Genomic DNA, 20173 nt, shown 5'->3' with positions numbered 1-20173 from the left:
GGAAGGACCTCATCATGCAACGTCGCAATTTTAACCAGGCCGGCGTCAGCGCGTTGGGCGCACTGATATTGGCCACCTACCACCAGGCCCACGCACTCTCGCTCGGGGACTTGTCGGGCATCAGCAATGCCGACGCCAGCGCCGGCCTGAAAACAGCCCTCGAAAAAGGTGCTGTCGCCGCCGTCGCCCTGCTGGGCAAGACAGATGGATTCCTCGGCAACCCAAAAGTTCGCATTCCCTTGCCCGGATATCTCGAAGATGCTTCGAAATTGCTAAAAAACTTCGGCCAGGGCAAGCGGATCGATGAACTGGTGACGTCCATCAACCGGGCCGCCGAAGCTGCCGTGCCCATGGGAAAGGACCTGCTGGTCAATGCGGTACGCACCATGAACGTGAATGACGCGAAAAACATCCTGACCGGCGGCGAAACCTCGGTGACCACTTTCTTCGCTGAAAAAACCCGCGCTCCGCTGGGCGTGAAGTTTCTGCCCGTGGTGACCAAGGCGACCGAAAAAGTCGGTCTGGCCAACAAGTACAACGAATTCGCCGGCAGGGCCGCCGGCTTTGGCCTGGTCAAGAAAGAAGACGCCAACATCCAGCAGTACGTGACCGGCAAATCGCTGGACGGTCTGTACCTGATCATCGGCGAGGAGGAAAAGAAGATCCGGCAAGACCCGGTAGGCACCGGCAGCGCCATCCTCAAAAAGGTCTTCGGATCCATGAAATAACGGTTCTGCTGAAATATTGCATCGGAAATTGGCTTCCAGCCCATATAGGGTGAGCGCAAGCAGCTATCAAAAAGTGAGCGTATCGAGGGCGGGGCAGCGGGGTCTGGTTCAGGACCCGAGACGGCGTTTTCATGGGTCGGGCGGCCCCGAAAAAACGCATTTGCTTACATGCGGTTGGCAAATATGACCACGCGGGAAATGCCTTAACAGCCTCGCCGATAAACGTGCTCTGATGAGGTTGCAGCGAACGGTCTGGAGCGGCTGCAGATACCGCGGATCACCGAAGGTATGTGAAGAATGCCGCTCAAGCCGCCAAGCTGGGTTATGCAGGCTTCGTCCCGTGGCTGGGGGCAACGGATGGACGCCGGCATGAAACGCCGCAACATCAGCAAATCCGGACAATTGCCGAAACATGGATTTATCATCAAGACGGACAGCCACCGCTTCCCGGTGGGTGGCAACCTTGCGGTTCACGCTTCGGGGTTGCGTCCGGTTCGGATTCGCGCTTCGTACTCCCGCACGAAACCCACGAGGTGAGCCATGAACGAGCACCCCGATCAATGCCCCAGAGGCGCCAGCCCAGACGCTTTTGCCGTCACGGCGTCGGCGGTCACGGGTGTGCGGCTGAAGCTGTTGCTGGCTGTGCTGACGTTCGCCTCCCATGCCGCCTTCGCGGCCCCCTTGCTCAATGAGCCCATCCAGCCAATCCCCCTCACACTGAAGCAGGACCCGGCCCGTGCCGAAATCGGGCGGCAGCTGTTTCACGATCCACGCCTGTCCGGAAACGGGCGCGTGTCCTGTTTCAGCTGCCATGATTTGAGCAAGGGCGGCGGTGACGGCCGTGACCGCTCCGTCGGGCTCAACGGCGGGCTGACTGGCGTCAATGCCCCAACGGTGTTCAATGCGGCGCTCAATTTCAGGCAATTCTGGAACGGCCGCGCCGAATCGCTGGAGTCCCAGGTAGACCATGTCATGCTGAACCCGATCGAGATGGGGTCGAAGTGGGAAGAAGTGGTTCGCAAGATAGCGGACGACGCGAAATACAAAAGCGCCTTTGCCGCGGCCTACAAAGACGGCGTGACCAAAGCCAATATCCAGAACGCCATCGCGACATTCGAGCGGACGCTGATCACACCCAACTCCCGCTTTGACAAATATCTGCGTGGGGACGCCAGCGCCATCACCGACGCGGAGAAGGTCGGCTACGCCAGGTTCAAGCAGTACGGGTGCGTCGCCTGCCACCAGGGCGTCAATGTAGGCGGCAACATGTTCCAGAAGTTCGGCGTCATGGGCGACTATTTCGCAAAGCGGGGCAACCCGACGGAAGCCGATCTTGGCCGGTACCTGGTCACGAAGGTGGAAAGTGACAAGCACGTCTTCAAGGTGCCGAGCCTGCGCAACATCGCGCTGACGGCGCCTTATTTTCACGATGCCTCGGCCAAGACGCTGGAAGATGCCGTCGATGTCATGTTCAGGTACCAGCTCGGACGCGTTGCCTCCAGGGAGGACAAGGAATCCATTGTCAGGTTCCTCAATACGCTCACCGGCGAACGGGACTTCAAACCGTGAAAAAAACGAATCAACTTGCCCTGGCGCCTATGGCGGCAATCACCGCCGTGCTGCTGTCCATCCTGGTGTTCCTGTATAGCAAAACCCAAAGCTTCGACGAGTCGCACTACTTTGAGGATATGGCTGTGATGCGCCACCTGAAGCAGCTGGACGCGCAATGGGAGCTGGATGTGCTGAAGTCCAGGATCGGGATCAACACGCACTACGATGCGCTGGCCGATAACCAGGGCGAGATGGCCCGGCTCATGGAACAACTCGAGTCGGGCACCCACGCCCACAAGCACGATGCATCCGGGCAGGTGGACAAGCTCGCGGCGCTGGAACGCGCCGTGCAGGACAAAGCCGCCCTGATCGAGCAATTCAAGTCGCACAACTCTGTGCTGCGAAACTCGCTGGCCTTTCTTCCCACCGCGGCGGAAGATGTCCAGCAGTCGCTCGGGCCCGGCCGCGGCGCCACAGAGCCGGCGCTCCGGCAGATTTCGTCTGGCGTCAGCAGGCTGCTGCTCGCGAGCATGCTGTACAGCCAGAGCCCGACCGACGAAAAGGGTGCCGAGATAGAAGAGGAACTGGGCCGGCTTGACGGCAAGCTGCGCCATACTCCGCCGGGCATTGCCGACAGGCTGGGGATCTTCCGCGCGCATGTCCAGACCATCCTGCGCGAACAAAAAACAGTCAATGAACTTCTCGCGGATATTTCCTCGGCACCGACCGCCAAGTTGCTCGATGCGGCCAACGATGCATCAACGATCGAGCAGCAGCGCGCGGGGGTGGAGGGCGAGCGCTACGGCCGCTACCTGCTAATTTTCTCGGCCGTGCTGGTGGTTCTGCTACTGTATGCAGCCCTTCACGTGTTTCGCAGCCATGCCGTGATCCGGCGCGTCAACACGGAACTCCAGGCGGCCAATGAGCACCTTGAACAGCGCGTGCAGGAACGGACGAAGGAGCTGCGCCAGGCGCAAAGCGAGCTGATGACCACTGCGCGCCAGGCGGGCATGGCCGAGATCGCCACCAATGTGCTGCACAACGTGGGCAACATCCTCAACAGCGTCAACGTCTCGGCCGACCTTATCGGCAGCACCTTGCACAAATCCAGGGTGCAGGGGCTTTCCCGGGGCATGCAGCTGATGAACGAGCACGCCGCAGACCTGGCCCATTTTCTGGTTCACGACGAGAAGGGCAAGATACTGCCTGGCTATTTGAATGGGATCTCCCAGACCCTGGTGCAGGAGCAGCAGGGCATGCTCAAGGAGCTGGAACTTCTCACCAGAAGCATCGACCACATCAAGGACGTCGTCGCCACGCAGCAATCGTACGCAGGCGGCGGCAGCATCGTTGAGCCGGTGCAGATCAGCGACCTGGTGGAGGACGCGCTGCGGATGAACGGTGTCTCACTGGCGCGCCACGGAGTCACTGTGGTGAAGGAGTTCGCGCAGGTGCCAGAAGCACTGCTGGACCGCTCACGGGTTCTGCAGATTCTCGTGAACCTGATCAGCAACGCCAAAAATGCCATGGCAGGCATGTCGCCCGGATCACACAAGATCACGCTGCGGGTGGAGCCTGTTGGCGACTCGACCTTGCGGGTCTCCGTCATGGATGTGGGAGAGGGAATACCGGCAGAAAACCTCACGCGGATCTTCTCGCACGGATTTACGACGCGCAAAACAGGCCACGGCTTTGGGTTGCACAGTTGCGCGCTGGCGGTCAGCCAGATGGGCGGGACACTTTCCGCTCATAGCGACGGACCGGGCCGGGGTGCCACCTTCACACTGGAGCTGCCAATGGATATCGCGCAGACCAAATCATGACGCAGCTACAGAATCAGCGCATCCTGCTGATCGACGACATGCCGTCGATCCATGGAGACTTTCGCAAAATCCTCGCGGCGAAACCGCCGGCGCGTGATCTGGACGCTGCCGAAACCGAGTTGTTTGGTGAGGCCACGCAGATTTCCTACGGTGATTTTGAACTGGACTCCGCTTATCAGGGCGCTGAAGGTGTTGCCAAGGTGGAGGAATCCATCCAGACCGGGCGGCCCTATGCCATGGCTTTTGTGGACATGCGCATGCCGCCGGGCTGGGATGGTGTGGAAACAATCGAGCGGCTTTGGCGTGTCGACCCGCATGTACAGATTGTGATCTGCACCGCGTATTCCGACCACCCTTGGGAAGATGTGCTGGCGCGGCTGGACGTGCAGGACCGTCTGCTGGTGCTGAAAAAGCCATTCGACATGATCGAAGTCAGCCAGCTCGCGAGAACACTGACCGCCAAATGGGAGCTGGCGCGGCGCGCGGCAGCACAGGTGAGCAGCCTGGAAGATACCGTGCAGGACCTCAGGGCAACCGAAGCGGCTTTGCGCCAGTCCAACAAGGAACTCGAAGCCTTCTCGTATTCGCTCGCGCATGACTTGCGCTCTCCCCTGAACTCGATTGACGGCTTCAGTCATTTGCTGCAAAAGGCCGTCAGCGGTGATGCGGCGGAACGCGCGAGGCATTACCTGAGCCGGATACGCGAGGGAGTCAGGCAAATGGGTGAGCTCACGGACGGCCTGCTCTTGTTGGCCCAGGTGTCCCGTACCAACCTGAAGGTCGAGACAGTCGACCTCTCGGCAATAGCCGAGCGCGTGCGCGGTGACTGCCAGAAACGCAATACCGCGCGGAATGTGAAAGTCCACATAACGCCCAACCTTGCCGCTGTGGGTGACTCCGCGTTGCTGTGCCAGGTAATGGAAAACCTTATTTCCAACGCATGGAAGTTCACCGCCCATGCCACTGTCCCCGAGATCTGGGTTGGGGCGCAGCACCCCGACAACGAAAGTACGGTCTATTTCGTCCGTGATAACGGTGCCGGGTTTGACATGACGTACGCAGACAAGCTGTTCGGTACCTTCCAGCGCCTGCATTCGCCGGGTGAGTTTGCAGGAATGGGAATCGGGCTGGCAAGCGCTCACCGGATCATTTCCCGTCACGGTGGTCGTATCTGGGCCGAAGGCGCGGTGGGGCAGGGCGCCACGTTCTTCTTCACCATACCATCGCCTGTGCGGCAACACTCGCCCGATGAAAGCCCGGCTGATGCGAAAAAACACAGGAGCCAGCCATGACTCAACTGCAGAACCGGCGCATTCTGCTGATCGACGACATGCCGTCCATCCACGAGGACTTCCGGAAAATTCTTGCGTCCAGGCCGGTTGCGCATGAGCTGGACGATGCCGAAGCCTTGTTGTTTGGCGACGCCGCACCGGTGTCCGATGATGGCTTTGAACTGGACTCGGCCTACCAGGGACGTGAAGGTCTGGACAAGGTCGAGGCATCCGTTCGTGCCGGGCGGCCTTATGCCATGGCCTTTGTGGACATGCGCATGCCGCCGGGCTGGGACGGTGTGGAGACCATCGAACGGCTCTGGCGTGTAGATCCACAGATACAGATCGTCATCTGCACTGCCTACTCCGACCACGCCTGGGAAGACGTGTTCGCGCGGCTGCAAGCCCGGGATCGGCTTTTGATTCTGAAAAAACCGTTTGATCCTGTTGAGGTCAGCCAGCTAGCAAGAATGCTGACCACTAAATGGGAGCTGGCGCAGCAGGCGGCAGCGCATGTGAGCGGCCTGGAGGAAGCCGTGCAGGAGCGCACCCGCGCCTTGCATGACAGCGAATCACAACTGCGCCAGATCACGGACAGTGTGCCCGCCTTGATTGCCTATATCGACGCCGAACAGCGCTTTCAGTTCCATAACCTTGCCTACGAAGAAGTTCTTGGCCTGAAGCACGGCCAGATCCACGGCAAGACCATGCGCGAACTGATGGGCGACGAGCTCCACGAAAAAGAGCGGGGCAAGATTGAAGAAGCGCTCGCCGGTTATGCGGCGCAATACGACCGCACGCAGGTCACGTCAGATGGCCAGCTGCGCGACTACGTCATGCAGTACTTTCCACGCTATGGCGAAAACGAGGACGAAGGCAAGGTCGTCGGCTTTTTCTCGCTGGGCACCGACGTGACCGAACTCAAGCGCATTGACCGCATGAAGAGTGAGTTCGTCTCTACCGTCAGTCATGAGTTGCGCACCCCGCTGACCTCCATTCGCGGCTCCCTGGGCTTGATCGCCGGCGGCGTGGCCGGGGAGCTGCCGGCCATGGCCAAAAACCTGGTCGGCATCGCCACCAACAATTGCGAACGGCTCATCAGGTTGATCAACGACATTCTTGACAGCGAAAAAATTGAATCCGGAAAAATGCGTTTTGACTTCCAGCAGATGGAACTGCAGCCTCTGCTGACGCAAGCCCTGACGGCCAACGAAGGCTTCGCAGGCCAGCACAACGTCAAGCTGGTTCTGGACGCACCGGCAGAAGCGGTAAGGGTCAGCGTCGACAGCGACAGGCTGACCCAGGTCATTACCAACCTGTTGTCCAACGCCGTGAAATTCGCGCCGGCCCAGTCCTGCGTGGAAGTCCGGCTGCTGTGCAAGAACGGCAGGGTCCGGGTGGAAGTCGCCGACAGCGGCCCCGGCATTCCCGAAGAGTTCCGAAAGCGCATCTTTCAGAAATTCTCGCAAGCCGACACATCGGACACCCGAAAAATGGGTGGTACGGGCCTGGGCCTGAACATCTCGCGCGCCATCGTGGAGCGGATGGGCGGCCAAATCGGGTTCACGACGGAAACCGGCGTCGGAACTGTTTTCTTCTTTGAGCTGCCCGAGGCGGTGCCGGCGCCGATTCAAACCAGCATCAGGTCCGGGGCAGCGACCAGGCCGCTCATCCTGGTCTGCGAAGACGATCCCGACATTGCCCGCCTGATCAACCTGATGCTTGATAAAGGCGGCTTTGACTCGGACATGGTGCACAGCGCAGGGCAGGCGCTGGAGCAAGTCATGCTGATGCCCTACGCTGCCATGACGGTCGACCTGAACCTGCCCGACCAGGACGGCATCAGCCTGATCCGGGCACTGCGCCGCGAAGAAGCAACGAAAGACCTGCCGATCGTGGTGGTCTCGGCCAACGCCGAAGAAGGCGAACTCGAATTCAACACCCAGCCGCTGGCGGTTTCAACATGGCTGGAAAAACCCATCGACGAGAACCTCCTGATCCTCAGTTTGCACCGTGCCATCGGCAACATGGCCGAAGGCCGGCCGCGCATTTTGCACGTCGAGGACGACCTCGATATCCAGCGCATTGCCGCGGCCATTGCCCAGGACTTTGCCACCTTTGAATTTGCCGCCACGCTGCGCGAAGCACGCGACCAGCTGGCGCGCCGCCGCTACGACCTGGTGCTGCTCGACCTGACGCTGAAGGACGGCTCGGGCTGGGGGCTGCTGGACACCATTGAAGCGCTGGACATCGTCCCGCCAGTGGTCGTGTTTTCCGCACACGATGTGGAGTCGAAGCAAAGCCAGCGCGCAGAAGCGGTGCTGGTCAAGGCACACACCTCCAACGAAGAACTGATTCGAACCCTGCAGCGGGTGCTTGATGAAAGCCTCTGGGGGACGGTCCATCCACCTCTAAGGATCTGATCCCCCTGTCCAAGCTCACTGCGTGTAGCTTGTTCTCCCCTCAAGGGGACGGCGCCTGGGGCCGGCGAAGCCGGACCCGCGGCCCCCGCTGGTGGAATACCCCCGTTAGTTACGCCATCGGACTCTTCAAGCCACGGGTGCCGCGGAACCGGCTTTGCCGGGCCGCAAGCACCGTCCCCTGCAAGGGGAAAAGGGCTACACGCAGTGAGCCCGATAGGGGTGTGCCAATTATTCGGCTTTGCCAGACCGCAGGCGGGCGGCCCCCGAGGGGCTGGAGCCCGCGGCTCCAAGCCTGCCTGCGCAGGCTTGGACGGGCGACAGAGGCGAAGCGTCTCGCGAGCCGCGGCCTGCAAGGCCTCGCGACCCACACGAAGTGGGGGAGCGTGGGGGCTCTACTTCTTCTGGCTGGCGCGGTAGACCTGCATCACCGTCGCGAAGTCGCGATCAAAGTTGATAGGCAGGAAGGTGTCGTTGCCGGGCAGCTGCTTTTTCAGTGTGGGCGAGAAGCTGTAGCTGAACGAGCATTTCTTCACGCGTGCCTGCAGTTCGGGCGAAACGTCCTTGCTCATGGTCCAGGTTTCCGTCATGAAGGGCGGGCTTTCCCAGATCGTGCGGATGCTCGAGCCCTTGACGTCGCCCTTGACGACCATGCGCTGGTACAAATCGCTGGCCACAGCTGCGGCCGGATAAAAGCCATGCATCACGCCCGTGACGGAGCGCTCGTGGCCGTTGGAGAACACGACTTCGTAGTCCTTGTCCGGCGTCAGGCCCAGCGCCGGGAAGAGCGCGCGCGGCGCGAGGTTGCCCGAGTTGGAGGTGGGTGTGGTGTGCGCGATTTTCTTGCCGATCAGGTCCTTCGGTTCCCTGTACGGGCTGTCGATGCGGGTGATCAGAATCAGTTTGTAGGAGTTGCGCACGCCGCTGGCCTTGTTGCCGGGAACGCCAAACGGCGCCGGCTGGCCGGCGGTGACCAACTGCGCAGCCAGGCCGGGGTTGACCTGTGCCAGCTGGACCTTGCCGGCCGAGATACCTTCAATCAGCTCTTTTTCACCGAGGATGTCGATGTTGCTGGTCTTGTCCATCGATTCGCCTTGCGCGTTTTGCAGGTCGATGTTTCCGCAGCGTGACAGGTGGCTGAAGTAGTCGCCCCACAAGGCCATGGTTTCGCTCTTGCCATAGGTCTTGGGCATGGCCACGACCATTTTTTCGCGTGGGCCGGAATATTTTTCGGGCGCGGGGGTAGCGGCCGCTGCTTTCGCCTTGCGTGCAGGCTTCGCCTCGTCGGTCTGGGCTGTTGCTGAACCCAGGGCGCAAGCGGCGCTGGCCAATATTGCGGCATGGCGCAGATAAAACTTCATGTTGATCACTCCAGTTGTCTATGAAACAGATACGTAGGAATGCTGTTTGTGTGCCCTTGGCCGCACAAACCGCGTTCCCAGCCCAATCAGTGTGCATGACGGCGCCTCAAAACGAACTTTTTGTTACATTCGAATGAATACCTTCGTGACATAAATCAGCGTATCTGCTTCAGAGGTTGTTGTTTTTTCATTGAAAAGACGGCCCTGGCAACCTCTAAGCGCCTGGGAGGCGGCGAATACCGCGCCCAAGGCGCGTGTGCTATGCGGCAGGGCGGCGGACGCCTCAAGCGGCGAGGGAGGCGTCGATTTTCCCGAGCAGCCATTGCAGCCCAGCCAGGTGCTGCTGGTCGTGGCTGCACAGGTAATGCACCAGGCTGCGCAGCGTCAGGGCACCGTAACCTTCGAATTCCGCCGTGCGGCCCAGTTGCCCGGGCGTGATGCCCGACAGCATGGCCATCGTCCGGGTGCGCGCCGCGCGAAACGCCGCGATGGCCTCTTGCGCATCAGCGGCCGCGTAGTTGCGTTCCTTTTCCAGTACATAGCCGTCCAGTGATTCCAGCACGGGGCTGGTTTCCGACAAGGTGCGCTGAAACCGCACGTGATAGCCGTCGGTCTCGATGTCCCTGATGTGGCAGACCTGCGCAATGGCCGTGAAGTGTTCGCTCGGAATGCCTTCCCACGACGGCGGCGTCCAAGCCTTGTGGCTTTCAGGAATTGCGTCGTAAAACTGCTCCAGCTGGTGCGGGAAATCCGCCATGGCTTGAAGCGTTGCGGGGTTCAGGGGCTGGGCTGGGCTCATCAGCCGGCCTTGCGCAGCGAAGGCCACAGCACCGCCTGCGCCACGATGACGTTCTCGCCATTGAAGGTCGCCGCCGGCGAGCCGTAAAGCTCGTAACCCAGCGCCAGCACCTCACTCACCCGGCGGCAAAAGCTCGCGTCGTCAGGGCCGGTAAGGAGCCTGTAGGTGGGAAGACCGTCGGGGGGCGTAGTGGCGGGTGATGTCATGGCGGCAAGCAGCTGATGAACGGAGGGCGATATTACCGTTTCCGCCCACCTGCTGCAGAACCCCGTGCTTCAGACCCGCCTTTCAGGCCTTGCTCAGGCCTTCACCATTCCCGGCAATGCCATCACACGCCCCGGCGCCGCCATCCCCGTAAACGCAAAGTCGACTTCCGGCACGCGCCCGCTCACGATGTCCGCAATCGCCGCGCCCGAGCCGCAGGCATGCGTCCAGCCCAGCGTGCCGTGGCCCGTGTTGAGGAAGACATTGGAGGCCTTGCTTTTGCCGATGTAAGGCACGTTGCTCGGCGTGGCCGGCCGCAGGCCTGTCCAGAACTGCGCGCCTTCGCCGTCCGTCATGTCGGGAAAGAGTTGTTTTACACGGCGCACGATGGCGTTGCAGCGCACCAGGTTCAGCTCGGTGTTGTAGCCATTAAGCTCGGCCGTGCCGGCAATGCGCAAGCGGTTGCCAAAGCGCGAGAACACCAGCTTGTACTCGTCATCCGTCAGGCTCACCTGGTACGACGCCGCCTCGTTGATCACGGGCAGCGTGACCGAGTAACCCTTGGCCGGATAGATACGCAGGCTTTGCCCCAGCACTTTGGCCCACTGCGCGCTGAAGGCGCCCAGGCACATCACGTACGCATCGGCTTTCAGCATCTCGACCTTGCCACCGGCCTCGCCGCTGCCCATCGCCACCTGCACGCCGTTCAGCTGCCCCTCTGCGGCATCCAGGCCCAGCACCGTGGTGTTGTACAAAAATTTCACACCGGCTTGCTCGCAGCGCGTGGCCAGCGCAGCGGTAAACGCGCGGGCGTCACCCGATTCATCGCTGGGCGTCATGCTGCCGCCCACGATGCTGCCGCGGCATTGTGCCAGCGCGGGCTCAATCGCCACACATTCGTCGGCCGTCTTCATGTCGAGTTCGCAGCCGTGCTCGCGCATGATGCGCGCGGGTTCCTGCGCCGCGTCGTACTCTGCCTGGCTGGTGTAGAAGTGCAGGATGCCTTTGGTCTGCGCGTTGTACAGCAGGCCCAGCTCGGCGCGCAGCTTTTGCAGCGCGCCGCGGCTGTACATGCCCAGGTTCACGATCTGCTTGATGTTTTGTGCCGTGCGCGCGGGCGTGCAGTTGCGCAAAAACTCCAGCCCCCACAGCCACTGGTTCACATCGGCGCGCAGCCTGAAGAGCAGCGGTGCGTCTTCACGCGCCAGCCATTGCAGCACTTTCAGCGGCGCGCCCGGGTTGGCCCAGGGCTCCGCGTGGCTCACCGATATTTGCCCGCCGTTGGCAAAGCTGGTTTCCATCGCGGCCGCGTTGCGGCGCTCCACCACCGTGACTTCATGGCCGCGTTGCGCCAAATACCAGGCCGTGGTGATCCCCGTGACACCCGCACCCAAAACCATGACTTTCATGGCGATTCCTTTTCATTCAAGCAGAACATTGCAGTAGCGCAAGCGCCGTGCCAGGGGTTGCTGTTGAATCGGAAGAATCGTGGCAACCGCCAAGCCATCACATGCTTGCGGCCGCTTCCACTGTCCTTGTTACCTGAGAGATTCAGCCGTTGCTTGGGGCTTCGGCTTTGCTCCTTCGGTGCGCTGCACCTTGCGTGCGGCGTCTCTCCAGACGGCTGTGTGTTCCGGGCAGTACGGGACCTGAGCGATTATGGAAGTTTGCGCCTTCGGTGGCTGCCTTTGGGGCAGCGCTCTCCTGCTTGAACGGGTTTGAATTTACCACCGAAGCCTGTTTTGCCAAGCGTGAATGCGGCGTTCAGTACAGGTCTAGCGGGTTGATTCAGCGGCTTAATAGTAGGAAGCAGGGAGGCTCAGCCTTCGCTGGCCGCCTGCACAAACGCGGCTTTGGCATCGGTATAGGCCTCGCGGTCACCCGGGTGCCTGGCCGCCAGTTCCGCCTTGAGCGCGGCATAGCGCGCCGCCAGCGCCGGGTCCGAACGCAGGGCGTCGCGAAAACGCAGGCGCTGCGCCCACACCTCGCCGCCGTGAACCACCAGGTGCAGATGATGCGTGCGCCGCCCTTCTGTCCAGCGCATCAGCCATTTACGGTCGGTCAGCGAGGCATTGAATTCAGCGGAGGTCGTGTAACCGTTGGCGCACAGCGGCGCCAGAAGCGCCTCGGCCGCCGCCATGGATTCCACACCGGCCAGCATGTCGATCACCGGTTTGGCCGCCAGGCCGGGCACGGCTGTGCTGCCGATGTGCTGGATGTCGATCAGGCGGGCCGGCAGCTGAGGGGAGAGCGCAAGCAGGCGGTCCCGCTCAGCCACAAACTGCTGGGGCCAGGCTGGGTTGTAGGCCTGCAAGACCACTTCCTCGTGGATAGCGGCAAGCAGCGATTCCTGGTCAGTCATGCGCGTGACGGCTGGCAGGTTGTTGTGCAGGGGCAAAAAACGCTGTGCGACACGCCAGAATCCTTTGCGGGGCTATTTTTGGGGCGGTTTTAAGCATGAAAAAGGCCATTTGCCCAATCAGTGATTGCGCGAGCAGCTATCAAAACAATAGCAACCAGAAATCCCCACGGCTGCGAATGGGGCGGTCTGCATTTCATTTACCTGAGCGCCAGCACAGCTTTGCGCGCCTGCGTCAGCCGCTCTTCCAGGTAGGCGCCATAAAAGTCGACAGACGCCAGGCCAACCAGCCGTTCCGCCAGGTCTTGCCCGGCCGGGCCCAGAAACAGCACCGTGGGGGTGAAACCGGCTTTCCATGCCGCGACTTGCGCGGCGGCTGTCGTCACCTGGCCGTCAAAGCCGGTCAGCGGTGTCGTGCGGTCGCTGATGTTGAGCTGCCAGGCGTGCAGGCTGCCGTCTCGTTGCCCTGGCAGCAGGTAGTTGCGCCGTACCAGCTCGCAGAATGGGCAGCCGGGCAGGCTGACCAGCAGCACCAGCGGCTCATTTTTAAGGGCGGCGATTCCAGCGGCAGCCGGCAAAGAGGCCGGCACAGGCAAGGCCGTGTCTTTGGCCAGCGCAAATTGGGGCACGGTCAGCCCGGCTGCCAGCACGGCAGTGAACTGGCGGCGGCCCACCGGGCTCATTCAGCGCTTTCCAGCAAAATCTTCGTCAGCGCAGCCGGTTCGCTGATCATCGGGTCATGGCCGGTCTTGATTTCCACCACGCGCGAATTCGGCAGCCATGCACCGTCCCAGAACTTTGCGTCCTTCACGCGCAGCCGGCTGGGTTCGATGGTGGCCAGGGCGGGCTGCGTGCAGCTGACAAAAGTCCGCGGCACGGCGGCTACGCGCTGCATGTCAAACTGCAGCGGTGCCTGGTAGGTGTTGCCGGGGTGCGGTGTCTGCCGGCGCTTCACCCATTCACGGTCAGCATCGTGCAGGCCGAACACCTCCGGGTCGGGCGCCGGAAAGCTGAAGCTGGGTGAAGCTTGCGCCGCCGCCATGCGCTGCTGCTGTGTGGCGCTGGCCTGCGTGCTGCTCCAGCTCTCGCCGGGCTTGGGCACCACCGCATCCACATACACCAGGTGCTTGATGCGGTCGGGCATGCGGTCAGTGACGGCCGTGCCGATCATGCCGGCATAGGAATGCACCGCGAGCGTCACCTCATGCAACTCTTCCGCCTCGATCAGGTTGATCACGTCGTTGATGTGCGTGTCGAGGTTGATCGTGGGTGAGAGCAAATGCGCGCGCTCGCCCAGGCCCGTCAGTGTCGGCGTGAAGACCTTGTGGTGGTCCAGCTGCAGCGCCTGCGCCACCCGCCGCCAGCACCAGCCGCCGTGCCACGCGCCGTGCACCAGAACAAAATTGTGTTTCATCGAGTCACCTCTTTGTGGAAGGTTGCTGCATCAAATGGTTTTGCCACTCTTCAGTTCAGATAGCTGGGCGTCTGAATAGTTCAGTACCTCGCGCAGCACTTCATCCGTATGCTGGCCCAGCAACGGCGGCGGCAAGTCGGTGCGCACCGGCGTGGCGCTCATGCGGATGGGGCTGGAGACCAGCTTCAAATCATCCTTCACCGGGTGCTTCCACTCCGTCACCATCTTGCGCGCCTCGATCTGCGGGTCAGCAAACACCTCTGCCAGGCTGTTGATGGCACCGCACGGCACTTTTGCCGCCTCCAGCGCACCCAGCCAGTCGGCTTTGCTGCGCGTTTTCATCACCGCTTCCAGAATCGGCACCAGCTGGCCCCGGTTCTGCACGCGGTTGCGGTTGGTGGCAAAAAGCGGGTTGGTCGCCAGCTCCGGAATGTTGGCCACCGCGCAGAACTTCGCATACTGCGAGTCATTGCCCACCGCGAGGATCAAGTGATCTTTGCTGCCATCCGCGGCCGGGGCCACTTCAAACACCTGGTAAGGCACGATGTTCTGGTGCGCATTGCCCGCCCGGCCCGGCGCCTTGCCGCTGACCAGATAGTTTGCGCCCAGGTTGGCCAGCATCGCCACTTGCGTATCCAGCAGCGCCATATCCACCTGCTGGCCCTCGCCGGTTTTCTCGGCATGGCGTAGTGCGGCCAGTATCGCCACCGTCGCATACATCCCCGTCATCAAATCCGCCACCGCCACACCCACTTTTTGAGGCCCACCCCCCAGATCGTCGCGCTCGCCGGTCACACTCATCAACCCGCCCATGCCCTGGATCGCATAGTCATACCCCGCACGGTCGGCATAAGGCCCGTTCTGCCCAAAGCCCGTGACCGAGCAATACACGAGGCGCGGGTTAATGGCCCTCAGCGACGCATAGTCCAGCCCATAGCGCGCCATGTCGCCTACCTTGAAGTTCTCCACAAACACATCGCAATGAGCCGCCAGCTCACGCACCAGCGCCTGGCCCGCAGGCTGCGCGATGTCGCAGGTCACCGAGCGCTTGTTGCGATTTGTGCCCAGGTAATAAGCCGCTTCGGTGTCGGCCCCCTGCGCATCTTTCAAAAACGGCGGGCCCCAGGTCCGTGTGTCATCACCCGTGCCGGGGCGTTCAATCTTGATGACATCCGCGCCCAGGTCAGCGAGCGTCTGGGTACACCAGGGGCCTGCGAGTACACGGGAGAGGTCGAGGATGCGGATGCCGGATAGGGAGTTCATGGGGGCATTTTGCCTTTAGCTTCGAGATGTCGGCTGAAAGGCTGGATCCTTGTAGTTACTAGCAAATTGATGGAAGTCCGGGTAAGCGAGTAGCCTAGCGGCATTAAAAGTCGACACACTTCTTTGATTGAGCGGTTGCGCGGCCTAAGTGACAACCTAGACTTTCCGGTAAATCAGAAAACGAGCTTGGAGCGGCACGCGCATGACGTCAACACGCGAATTCTTCAAGTCGGACTTTGCTTCGACACTATTTCCGCTTAAGACGAATTTGATCGTCATCGATACGCATGGGCAAGAAGTCTCAGACTACATCTATCAACGCGTCCTGAACGATAAAACCCCCGGAGACAATTTTCTGTCTCAACAGAAAGTTTATGCCACCAAGCCAAAAGGACATCTTCGGAGGACGGTCAAACTCGACCCCGTAGCCGAATACTTTATCTACGACATCGCGTTTCGAAATCGCGCGATATTCAGGCCTGAGGTGAGCGCAACGCGCCGGAGCTTCGGATATCGATTCAAGGATGGCGCTCACGTCCCTGTTCACGTGGCCTATAAAGAATACAAAGAGTGTCTGACTGAATGCACGAAGCAATACAAACACAATATTCAGTTTGATATCGCGTCCTATTTCAATAGCGTTTATCACCACGACATTTCGCACTGGTTTGCTTCGAAGAATGGCGTGTCCGAGGTTGACAATAATGCATTAGGAAAGTTCTTCCGAGAGATCAACTCCGGTCGCAGTGTTGATTTCCTGCCGCATGGCATCTACCCATGCAAGATGATAGGTAATGAGTTCCTGAAGTTCGTCGATCTTTCCGGATTGCTCAAGTCAGCTGTGTTCGTGCGCTTTATGGATGACTTCACTCTTTTCGACAACGACTCTTCTGTGCTTCGCCAAGACTTCGTCAGAATTCAGCAGCTTTTGGGTCAGTTCGCTCTCAATGTGAATCCCTCGAAAACCTACTACGACAACAAGGTCGGTAACGTTCAAGAAACTCTCTCCGCACTTCACACCTCGCTGATCGAAATTGTCAAGGAGAGAACGGCCGTTTATGCCGTGTCGGATGTTCAGTTCGTGGAGGTGGAGACAGAGGTTCAAGGAAACTTGGATGCGGAGCAAGTCAATGCCTTGCTGTTGTTACTGAAGGATGAGGCCATCGAAGAATCGGATGCGGACTTGATCCTCAGCTTCCTTCGACTGCACAGCGACAGCATCCTCGAGCAGTTACCGTTACTGTTGCGTAGGTTCCCCAACCTTATCAAACATATTCATTCAGCTTGTGCAACGGTCACAGACAAGAATGCACTGGCTCAGGTTCTTTTGGACTATGCGAACACTGAGACGTTCTTCGTGGAGTACCAGCTCTTTTGGCTGGCCGCAATTGTGGAAGACCACCTACTTGGGCACGGAGCTTATGGCGAGGTTTTGATGAAGCTTTATGAGCGAACGTCCGACTTCAAAATTGCTCGAGCAAAGATCCTCGAAATTCCTGAGCAGGGCTTCGGTTTGAAAGAGCTTCGCAGTGAGTATCTGAAGACTGGCCAATCTGACTGGCTATCTTGGGCGTCAGCGATGGGTACGAGAACTTTGAAGGCAGCGGAGCGAAACTACCTGCTGGACTACTTTTCAAAGGCTTCTCCTTTGAACTACCTCATGGCTTCATGCGTGAAGAAGTTATAGCAAACGTCAGGCATCTTCGAGTGATGAAGAAGACCATTCCCGCTTCAAGTCCTGACGTCTATGTCGCCGCCCTGTCGAGCTGGCAACGTGCCACGGTTGAGCAATTACGGGCCGCCGTCCTGGATAGCGCCGCACTGGACGAAGTTATCAAGTGGGGCCACCTGGTCTATTTGTCGAACGGTCCTGTCCTGCTGATCCGTGCTGAAGAAAACCGTGTGCTGTTCGGTTTCTGGCGAGGGCAGCGTCTTCGCGAGATGGATCCGCTGCTAAAACCCGGCGGCAAGTACGAAATGGCGACGAGAGAGTTTCACGAGGGTGATGAGGTTAATGTCGCCTTGTCGCGCCGCCTCGCCAAAGAGGCGGTGCGGCTCAACAAGACGCTCGGCGATCCGACGAAGCTGTAGTGATGCCTCAAACAGGGGTGGGTAAGCGAGCAGCTTGCGAGGCCAGAAAAAGCGACACACTCCTCTGATTGGGGGATGGTCTGAACCCCACGGAAGCCTAGAATTTCCGAACATGTACGGTGGAATTTGCGGGAATACGCTGAGATAGAACTGCCCATCTGTCAACGTCGGTTGTTTACGGAGGTTGGAAATGCGAACTCTTATCGTCGTATCTGTAGTTTTGTTATTGGCCGCTTGCGCTACAGCCTACCAACCGCAGGGTCTTTCTGGCGGATTCAATGAGACACAGTTAGATAAAAATGTCTTTCGCGTGTCGTTCAAGGGCAATGGATACACGAACGCTGATCGAGCTGAAGAAATGGCGCTGCTACGCAGCGCCGATTTGACACTCAAGCACGGGTTCACGCACTTTGTAATTGTTGACGGCAGGTCGCGTTCCGACTTTGGAACGTATACAACGCCGATACAGTCAACCACCACCGGAAGCGCTAGTGTCTACGGCAATACTGCTTACGGTCGCGCCACGACCACTACTACCGGGGGGCAGTCGTTTCTTATTACGAAGCCGAGCACTACTAATACGATCATGTGCTTCAACGGAAAGCCTGAAATCAATGGCCTCGTCTATGACGCGCAATTTGTCTATAACTCGTTGGCGCAGAAATATGACGTGACGCCCGGCAGCAAGTGAATGGTGCTACGACAGGCATCATCCCTCAGCGGACTTGCTAGCAGATTGCACTTTTCTAACTATTCATGCAGCCGATCAATGAGGAGAACGGGATGAGGAACCGACGGAAGCTTTTAATCAGCTTTTTTACCTTGCTCTTTTTGACGGATTCGCCCGCCCTGTCACAGACCCCTGGGCCTGACGACGCGCTGGAAGTGGTGGGTAGATTCACCGACATTTATGGCGAAGCGAAATTGCGCGAACGAGCACGTCAGGTCGCGCAGGAACATGCGGCAAGGGTTTTGAGAGGAAAACCGGATGGCAGTGGCGTCATCGTCCATGTGGACTACTACGACCTGCCTTCGCACCCCGATGCGGTGTTCAAGCCCAAGGATGTCATTGTTCATGTTGGCGGCGCAGGCACCGGCAAGACGTCTGCCATACGCGAGGACCTGAAGCCACGGGTTTATCCGGGCAGAACAGGGGAAAAAATCCAAATGGAGTCTGTTTATTTCGAAAAGAAACCAGCTGGCATCATCAAAAAGGAAATCGTGACAAAGGCGGAGGTCGATGCAGTCAGGTCGACGAAAAAGGAAACCGATACGAAGGAGCCGCCCAAGCAAAAGGAGCCGCCCAAGCAAAAGGAGCCACCCAAGGAAAAGGAGCCGCCCAAGCCCCCGCGGTGCAATCCCAAGTACGCACAGTGCGCCGAGCCCTGATTTTTCTGCCCGTCGTATTGGAGAAAGTCTGGCTGAAGTCTTCAATTCACGCGCCGATGCGAAACTTCCAGCGCCGACAGAATGACTGGCGAAGGTCAGGTCTGCCATATTGCAAACAGTAATCCGGGCTGTGAACTGGCCTCATGGGACATGACCCCTTTGGCTACTAGGTCGGTTGCTCGACGTCGGGCTGTTGGGCCAATCCGCAGCTTCAATATGTCTTGTACGGCAAGAACTTCCCCGACAACACCACATTGACCCGATCACCCTTGGGATCCGGCTGCCGCACGATGTCCATGCTGAAGTCAATCGCGCTCATGATGCCGTCGCCGAACTCTTCGTGGATCAGTTCCTTGATGGTGGTTCCGTAGACGCTGACGATTTCATACCAGCGGTAGATGAGTGGGTCGGTGGGCACGGGGGTGGGCAGTGAGCCCTTGTAGGGCACGACTTGCAGCCATTTCTGTTCTTCGGCTGTCAGGCCAAAAATCTTGCCAATCACTTTGGCTTGTTTGGCGTCAAAGGTCATCTGGCCCAGGCAGCCGGCGGTAACCCATTCCTTGCTGAGGCCTACCTTCTTGGCGACGGATTCCCAAGTGATGCCTTTGCTGACTTTGACGGTAATGATTTTTTCGGTGATGTCGTTGCGGTTCATGGTTTGCTCCTGTATGAGAGATGGGTGAAGTGAAAAGCGGGAATAGTCAATGCGCCTTGGCGCGTGTAACGAGAAAGTCGACGATGTGGTTGCGCAGCTCGTAGTAGCCGGGCAGGTGGTGCAGGCCGGCGCGGGTACGCTCGCGGGGCAGCGGGTTGATGACTTCTTCGGCGATGCGGCCCGGCGCGTAGACGCCCTCGTTGTCGGCACCGTTGCTCATCAGCAAGATCCGATCTGCCAGCAGGATGGCTTCGTCCACGTCGTGGGTGATCATGAAAACGGTTTGTTGCGTCTCGCGCACGATGGCCATGAGTTCGTCCTGGATGGTGCCGCGCGTCAGGGCATCGAGTGCGCCGAAGGGCTCGTCCAGCAGCAGCATCTTGGGCTGGATGGCAAAGGCGCGTGCGATGCCCACGCGTTGCTTCATGCCGCCTGAGAGCTGCGACGGTTTTTTGTCGATGGCGGGTGTCAGTCCCACCATGGCGACGAATTTCTCCACATGCGCATTGACTTGCGCCGAAGTCCAATCGGCCCAGCGTGACACCACCGCAAACGCGATGTTCTTGCGCACGGTGAGCCAGGGCATGAGTGCATGGCTTTGGAACACCACGCCGCGCTCCAGGCTGGGGCCGCCGATCTCGCGGTTTTCCATGAAGATGTGGCCGGCGGTGGCGATGTCCAGCCCGGCCAGCACATTGAGGATGGTGGTCTTGCCGCAGCCCGAGTGGCCGATGATGCAGACGAACTCACCCTTGCTGATGCTAAAAGACACATCGGCAAATACCGGCCGGGCGGGCGTAAAGGCCTTGCTCAGGCCTTCGATCTTGAGGAATCCCTGCTGCATG

At 59.6% G+C, this 20173-nt stretch carries 19 protein-coding genes and 1 riboswitch; of the genes, 9 read left to right on the top strand and 10 right to left on the bottom strand.

Annotation, left to right across the window (positions count from 1 at the left end):
• The first annotated feature begins 14 nt into the window (after positions 1-14).
• The 5 genes from AC1DVV_RS16830 to AC1DVV_RS16810 all read left to right on the top strand — a co-directional run bounded on the left by AC1DVV_RS16830 (position 15) and on the right by AC1DVV_RS16810 (position 7796).
• A complete protein-coding gene (locus AC1DVV_RS16830) occupies positions 15-728 on the top strand; it encodes a DUF4197 domain-containing protein (protein ID WP_457281629.1) in 714 nt (237 codons plus the stop codon).
• A 540-nt stretch (positions 729-1268) separates the two neighbouring features.
• Entirely contained in the window at positions 1269-2297 is a 1029-nt protein-coding gene (locus tag AC1DVV_RS16825) for a cytochrome-c peroxidase (RefSeq protein ID WP_477702065.1), read from the top strand.
• Complete coding sequence (locus AC1DVV_RS16820; RefSeq protein ID WP_477702066.1) at positions 2294-4102, top strand: DAHL domain-containing protein; 1809 nt, start codon at positions 2294-2296, stop codon at positions 4100-4102. The genes AC1DVV_RS16825 and AC1DVV_RS16820 overlap by 4 nt, the downstream gene beginning before the upstream one ends.
• Complete coding sequence (locus tag AC1DVV_RS16815; protein WP_477702067.1) at positions 4099-5394, top strand: sensor histidine kinase; 1296 nt, start codon at positions 4099-4101, stop codon at positions 5392-5394. Before AC1DVV_RS16820 ends, AC1DVV_RS16815 begins: the two co-directional genes overlap by 4 nt.
• Positions 5391-7796, top strand: a complete 2406-nt coding sequence (locus tag AC1DVV_RS16810) for a response regulator (protein WP_477702068.1) — start codon at positions 5391-5393, stop codon at positions 7794-7796. The genes AC1DVV_RS16815 and AC1DVV_RS16810 overlap by 4 nt, the downstream gene beginning before the upstream one ends.
• A 392-nt stretch (positions 7797-8188) precedes the next feature.
• On the opposite strand, the gene phnD is transcribed toward AC1DVV_RS16810, so the two are convergent.
• The 8 genes from phnD to AC1DVV_RS16770 form a co-directional block, all read right to left on the bottom strand.
• Positions 8189-9154, bottom strand: coding sequence for a phosphate/phosphite/phosphonate ABC transporter substrate-binding protein (phnD, locus tag AC1DVV_RS16805; protein ID WP_477689451.1), 966 nt, complete (start codon positions 9152-9154; stop codon positions 8189-8191).
• Between the two features lie 283 nt (positions 9155-9437).
• Complete coding sequence (locus AC1DVV_RS16800; RefSeq protein WP_477689452.1) at positions 9438-9953, bottom strand: DinB family protein; 516 nt, start codon at positions 9951-9953, stop codon at positions 9438-9440.
• On the bottom strand, positions 9953-10159 hold the full coding sequence (locus tag AC1DVV_RS16795; RefSeq protein ID WP_477689453.1) for a DUF1737 domain-containing protein: 207 nt from the start codon (positions 10157-10159) through the stop codon (positions 9953-9955). The genes AC1DVV_RS16800 and AC1DVV_RS16795 overlap by 1 nt, the downstream gene beginning before the upstream one ends.
• A 93-nt stretch (positions 10160-10252) precedes the next feature.
• The gene (locus AC1DVV_RS16790) at positions 10253-11566 is read right to left on the bottom strand and encodes a D-amino acid dehydrogenase (protein ID WP_477689454.1); all 1314 of its coding nucleotides are present in this window, start codon (positions 11564-11566) and stop codon (positions 10253-10255) included.
• A gap of 219 nt (positions 11567-11785) precedes the next feature.
• Positions 11786-11874: riboswitch (glycine riboswitch) on the bottom strand.
• A 102-nt stretch (positions 11875-11976) separates the two neighbouring features.
• Entirely contained in the window at positions 11977-12519 is a 543-nt protein-coding gene (locus AC1DVV_RS16785; protein WP_477702069.1) for a GrpB family protein, read from the bottom strand.
• Positions 12520-12716: 197 nt separating this feature from the next.
• Positions 12717-13199 (bottom strand): thioredoxin domain-containing protein, encoded by a 483-nt coding sequence (locus tag AC1DVV_RS16780; RefSeq protein ID WP_477702070.1) that lies wholly within the window; start codon positions 13197-13199, stop codon positions 12717-12719.
• Positions 13196-13930 carry an alpha/beta fold hydrolase gene (locus AC1DVV_RS16775; protein WP_477702071.1) on the bottom strand — a complete coding sequence of 245 codons (735 nt, stop codon included), beginning with the start codon at positions 13928-13930 and terminating at the stop codon, positions 13196-13198. Before AC1DVV_RS16775 ends, AC1DVV_RS16780 begins: the two co-directional genes overlap by 4 nt.
• Before the next feature lie 30 nt (positions 13931-13960).
• Positions 13961-15193, bottom strand: coding sequence for a CaiB/BaiF CoA transferase family protein (locus AC1DVV_RS16770; RefSeq protein WP_477702072.1), 1233 nt, complete (start codon positions 15191-15193; stop codon positions 13961-13963).
• A 202-nt stretch (positions 15194-15395) separates the two neighbouring features.
• Here AC1DVV_RS16770 and drt5 point away from each other — a divergent pair, with 202 nt between their 5' ends.
• From drt5 to AC1DVV_RS16750, 4 genes are all read left to right on the top strand, one after another.
• Complete coding sequence (gene drt5 / locus AC1DVV_RS16765; RefSeq protein ID WP_477707217.1) at positions 15396-16880, top strand: antiviral reverse transcriptase Drt5; 1485 nt, start codon at positions 15396-15398, stop codon at positions 16878-16880.
• 23 nt (positions 16881-16903) lie between these two features.
• The gene (locus AC1DVV_RS16760) at positions 16904-17284 is read left to right on the top strand and encodes a DUF1801 domain-containing protein (protein WP_477702886.1); all 381 of its coding nucleotides are present in this window, start codon (positions 16904-16906) and stop codon (positions 17282-17284) included.
• 190 nt (positions 17285-17474) lie between these two features.
• Complete coding sequence (locus AC1DVV_RS16755) at positions 17475-17975, top strand: CC0125/CC1285 family lipoprotein (RefSeq protein WP_477702885.1); 501 nt, start codon at positions 17475-17477, stop codon at positions 17973-17975.
• 65 nt (positions 17976-18040) lie between these two features.
• Positions 18041-18673: a hypothetical protein gene (locus AC1DVV_RS16750; RefSeq protein WP_477707216.1), complete on the top strand. Its 633-nt coding sequence runs from the start codon at positions 18041-18043 to the stop codon at positions 18671-18673.
• 211 nt (positions 18674-18884) lie between these two features.
• Here AC1DVV_RS16750 and cynS read toward each other — a convergent pair whose 3' ends face one another.
• A complete protein-coding gene (gene cynS / locus AC1DVV_RS16745) occupies positions 18885-19328 on the bottom strand; it encodes a cyanase (protein WP_477648254.1) in 444 nt (147 codons plus the stop codon).
• A 46-nt stretch (positions 19329-19374) separates the two neighbouring features.
• Complete coding sequence (locus tag AC1DVV_RS16740; RefSeq protein ID WP_477707215.1) at positions 19375-20172, bottom strand: ABC transporter ATP-binding protein; 798 nt, start codon at positions 20170-20172, stop codon at positions 19375-19377.
• Position 20173 lies beyond the last annotated feature (1 nt).

The sequence above is a fragment of the Polaromonas sp. P3_B4 genome (genome assembly GCF_056402835.1).
This window is presented reverse-complemented; position numbering and strand designations above follow the sequence as displayed.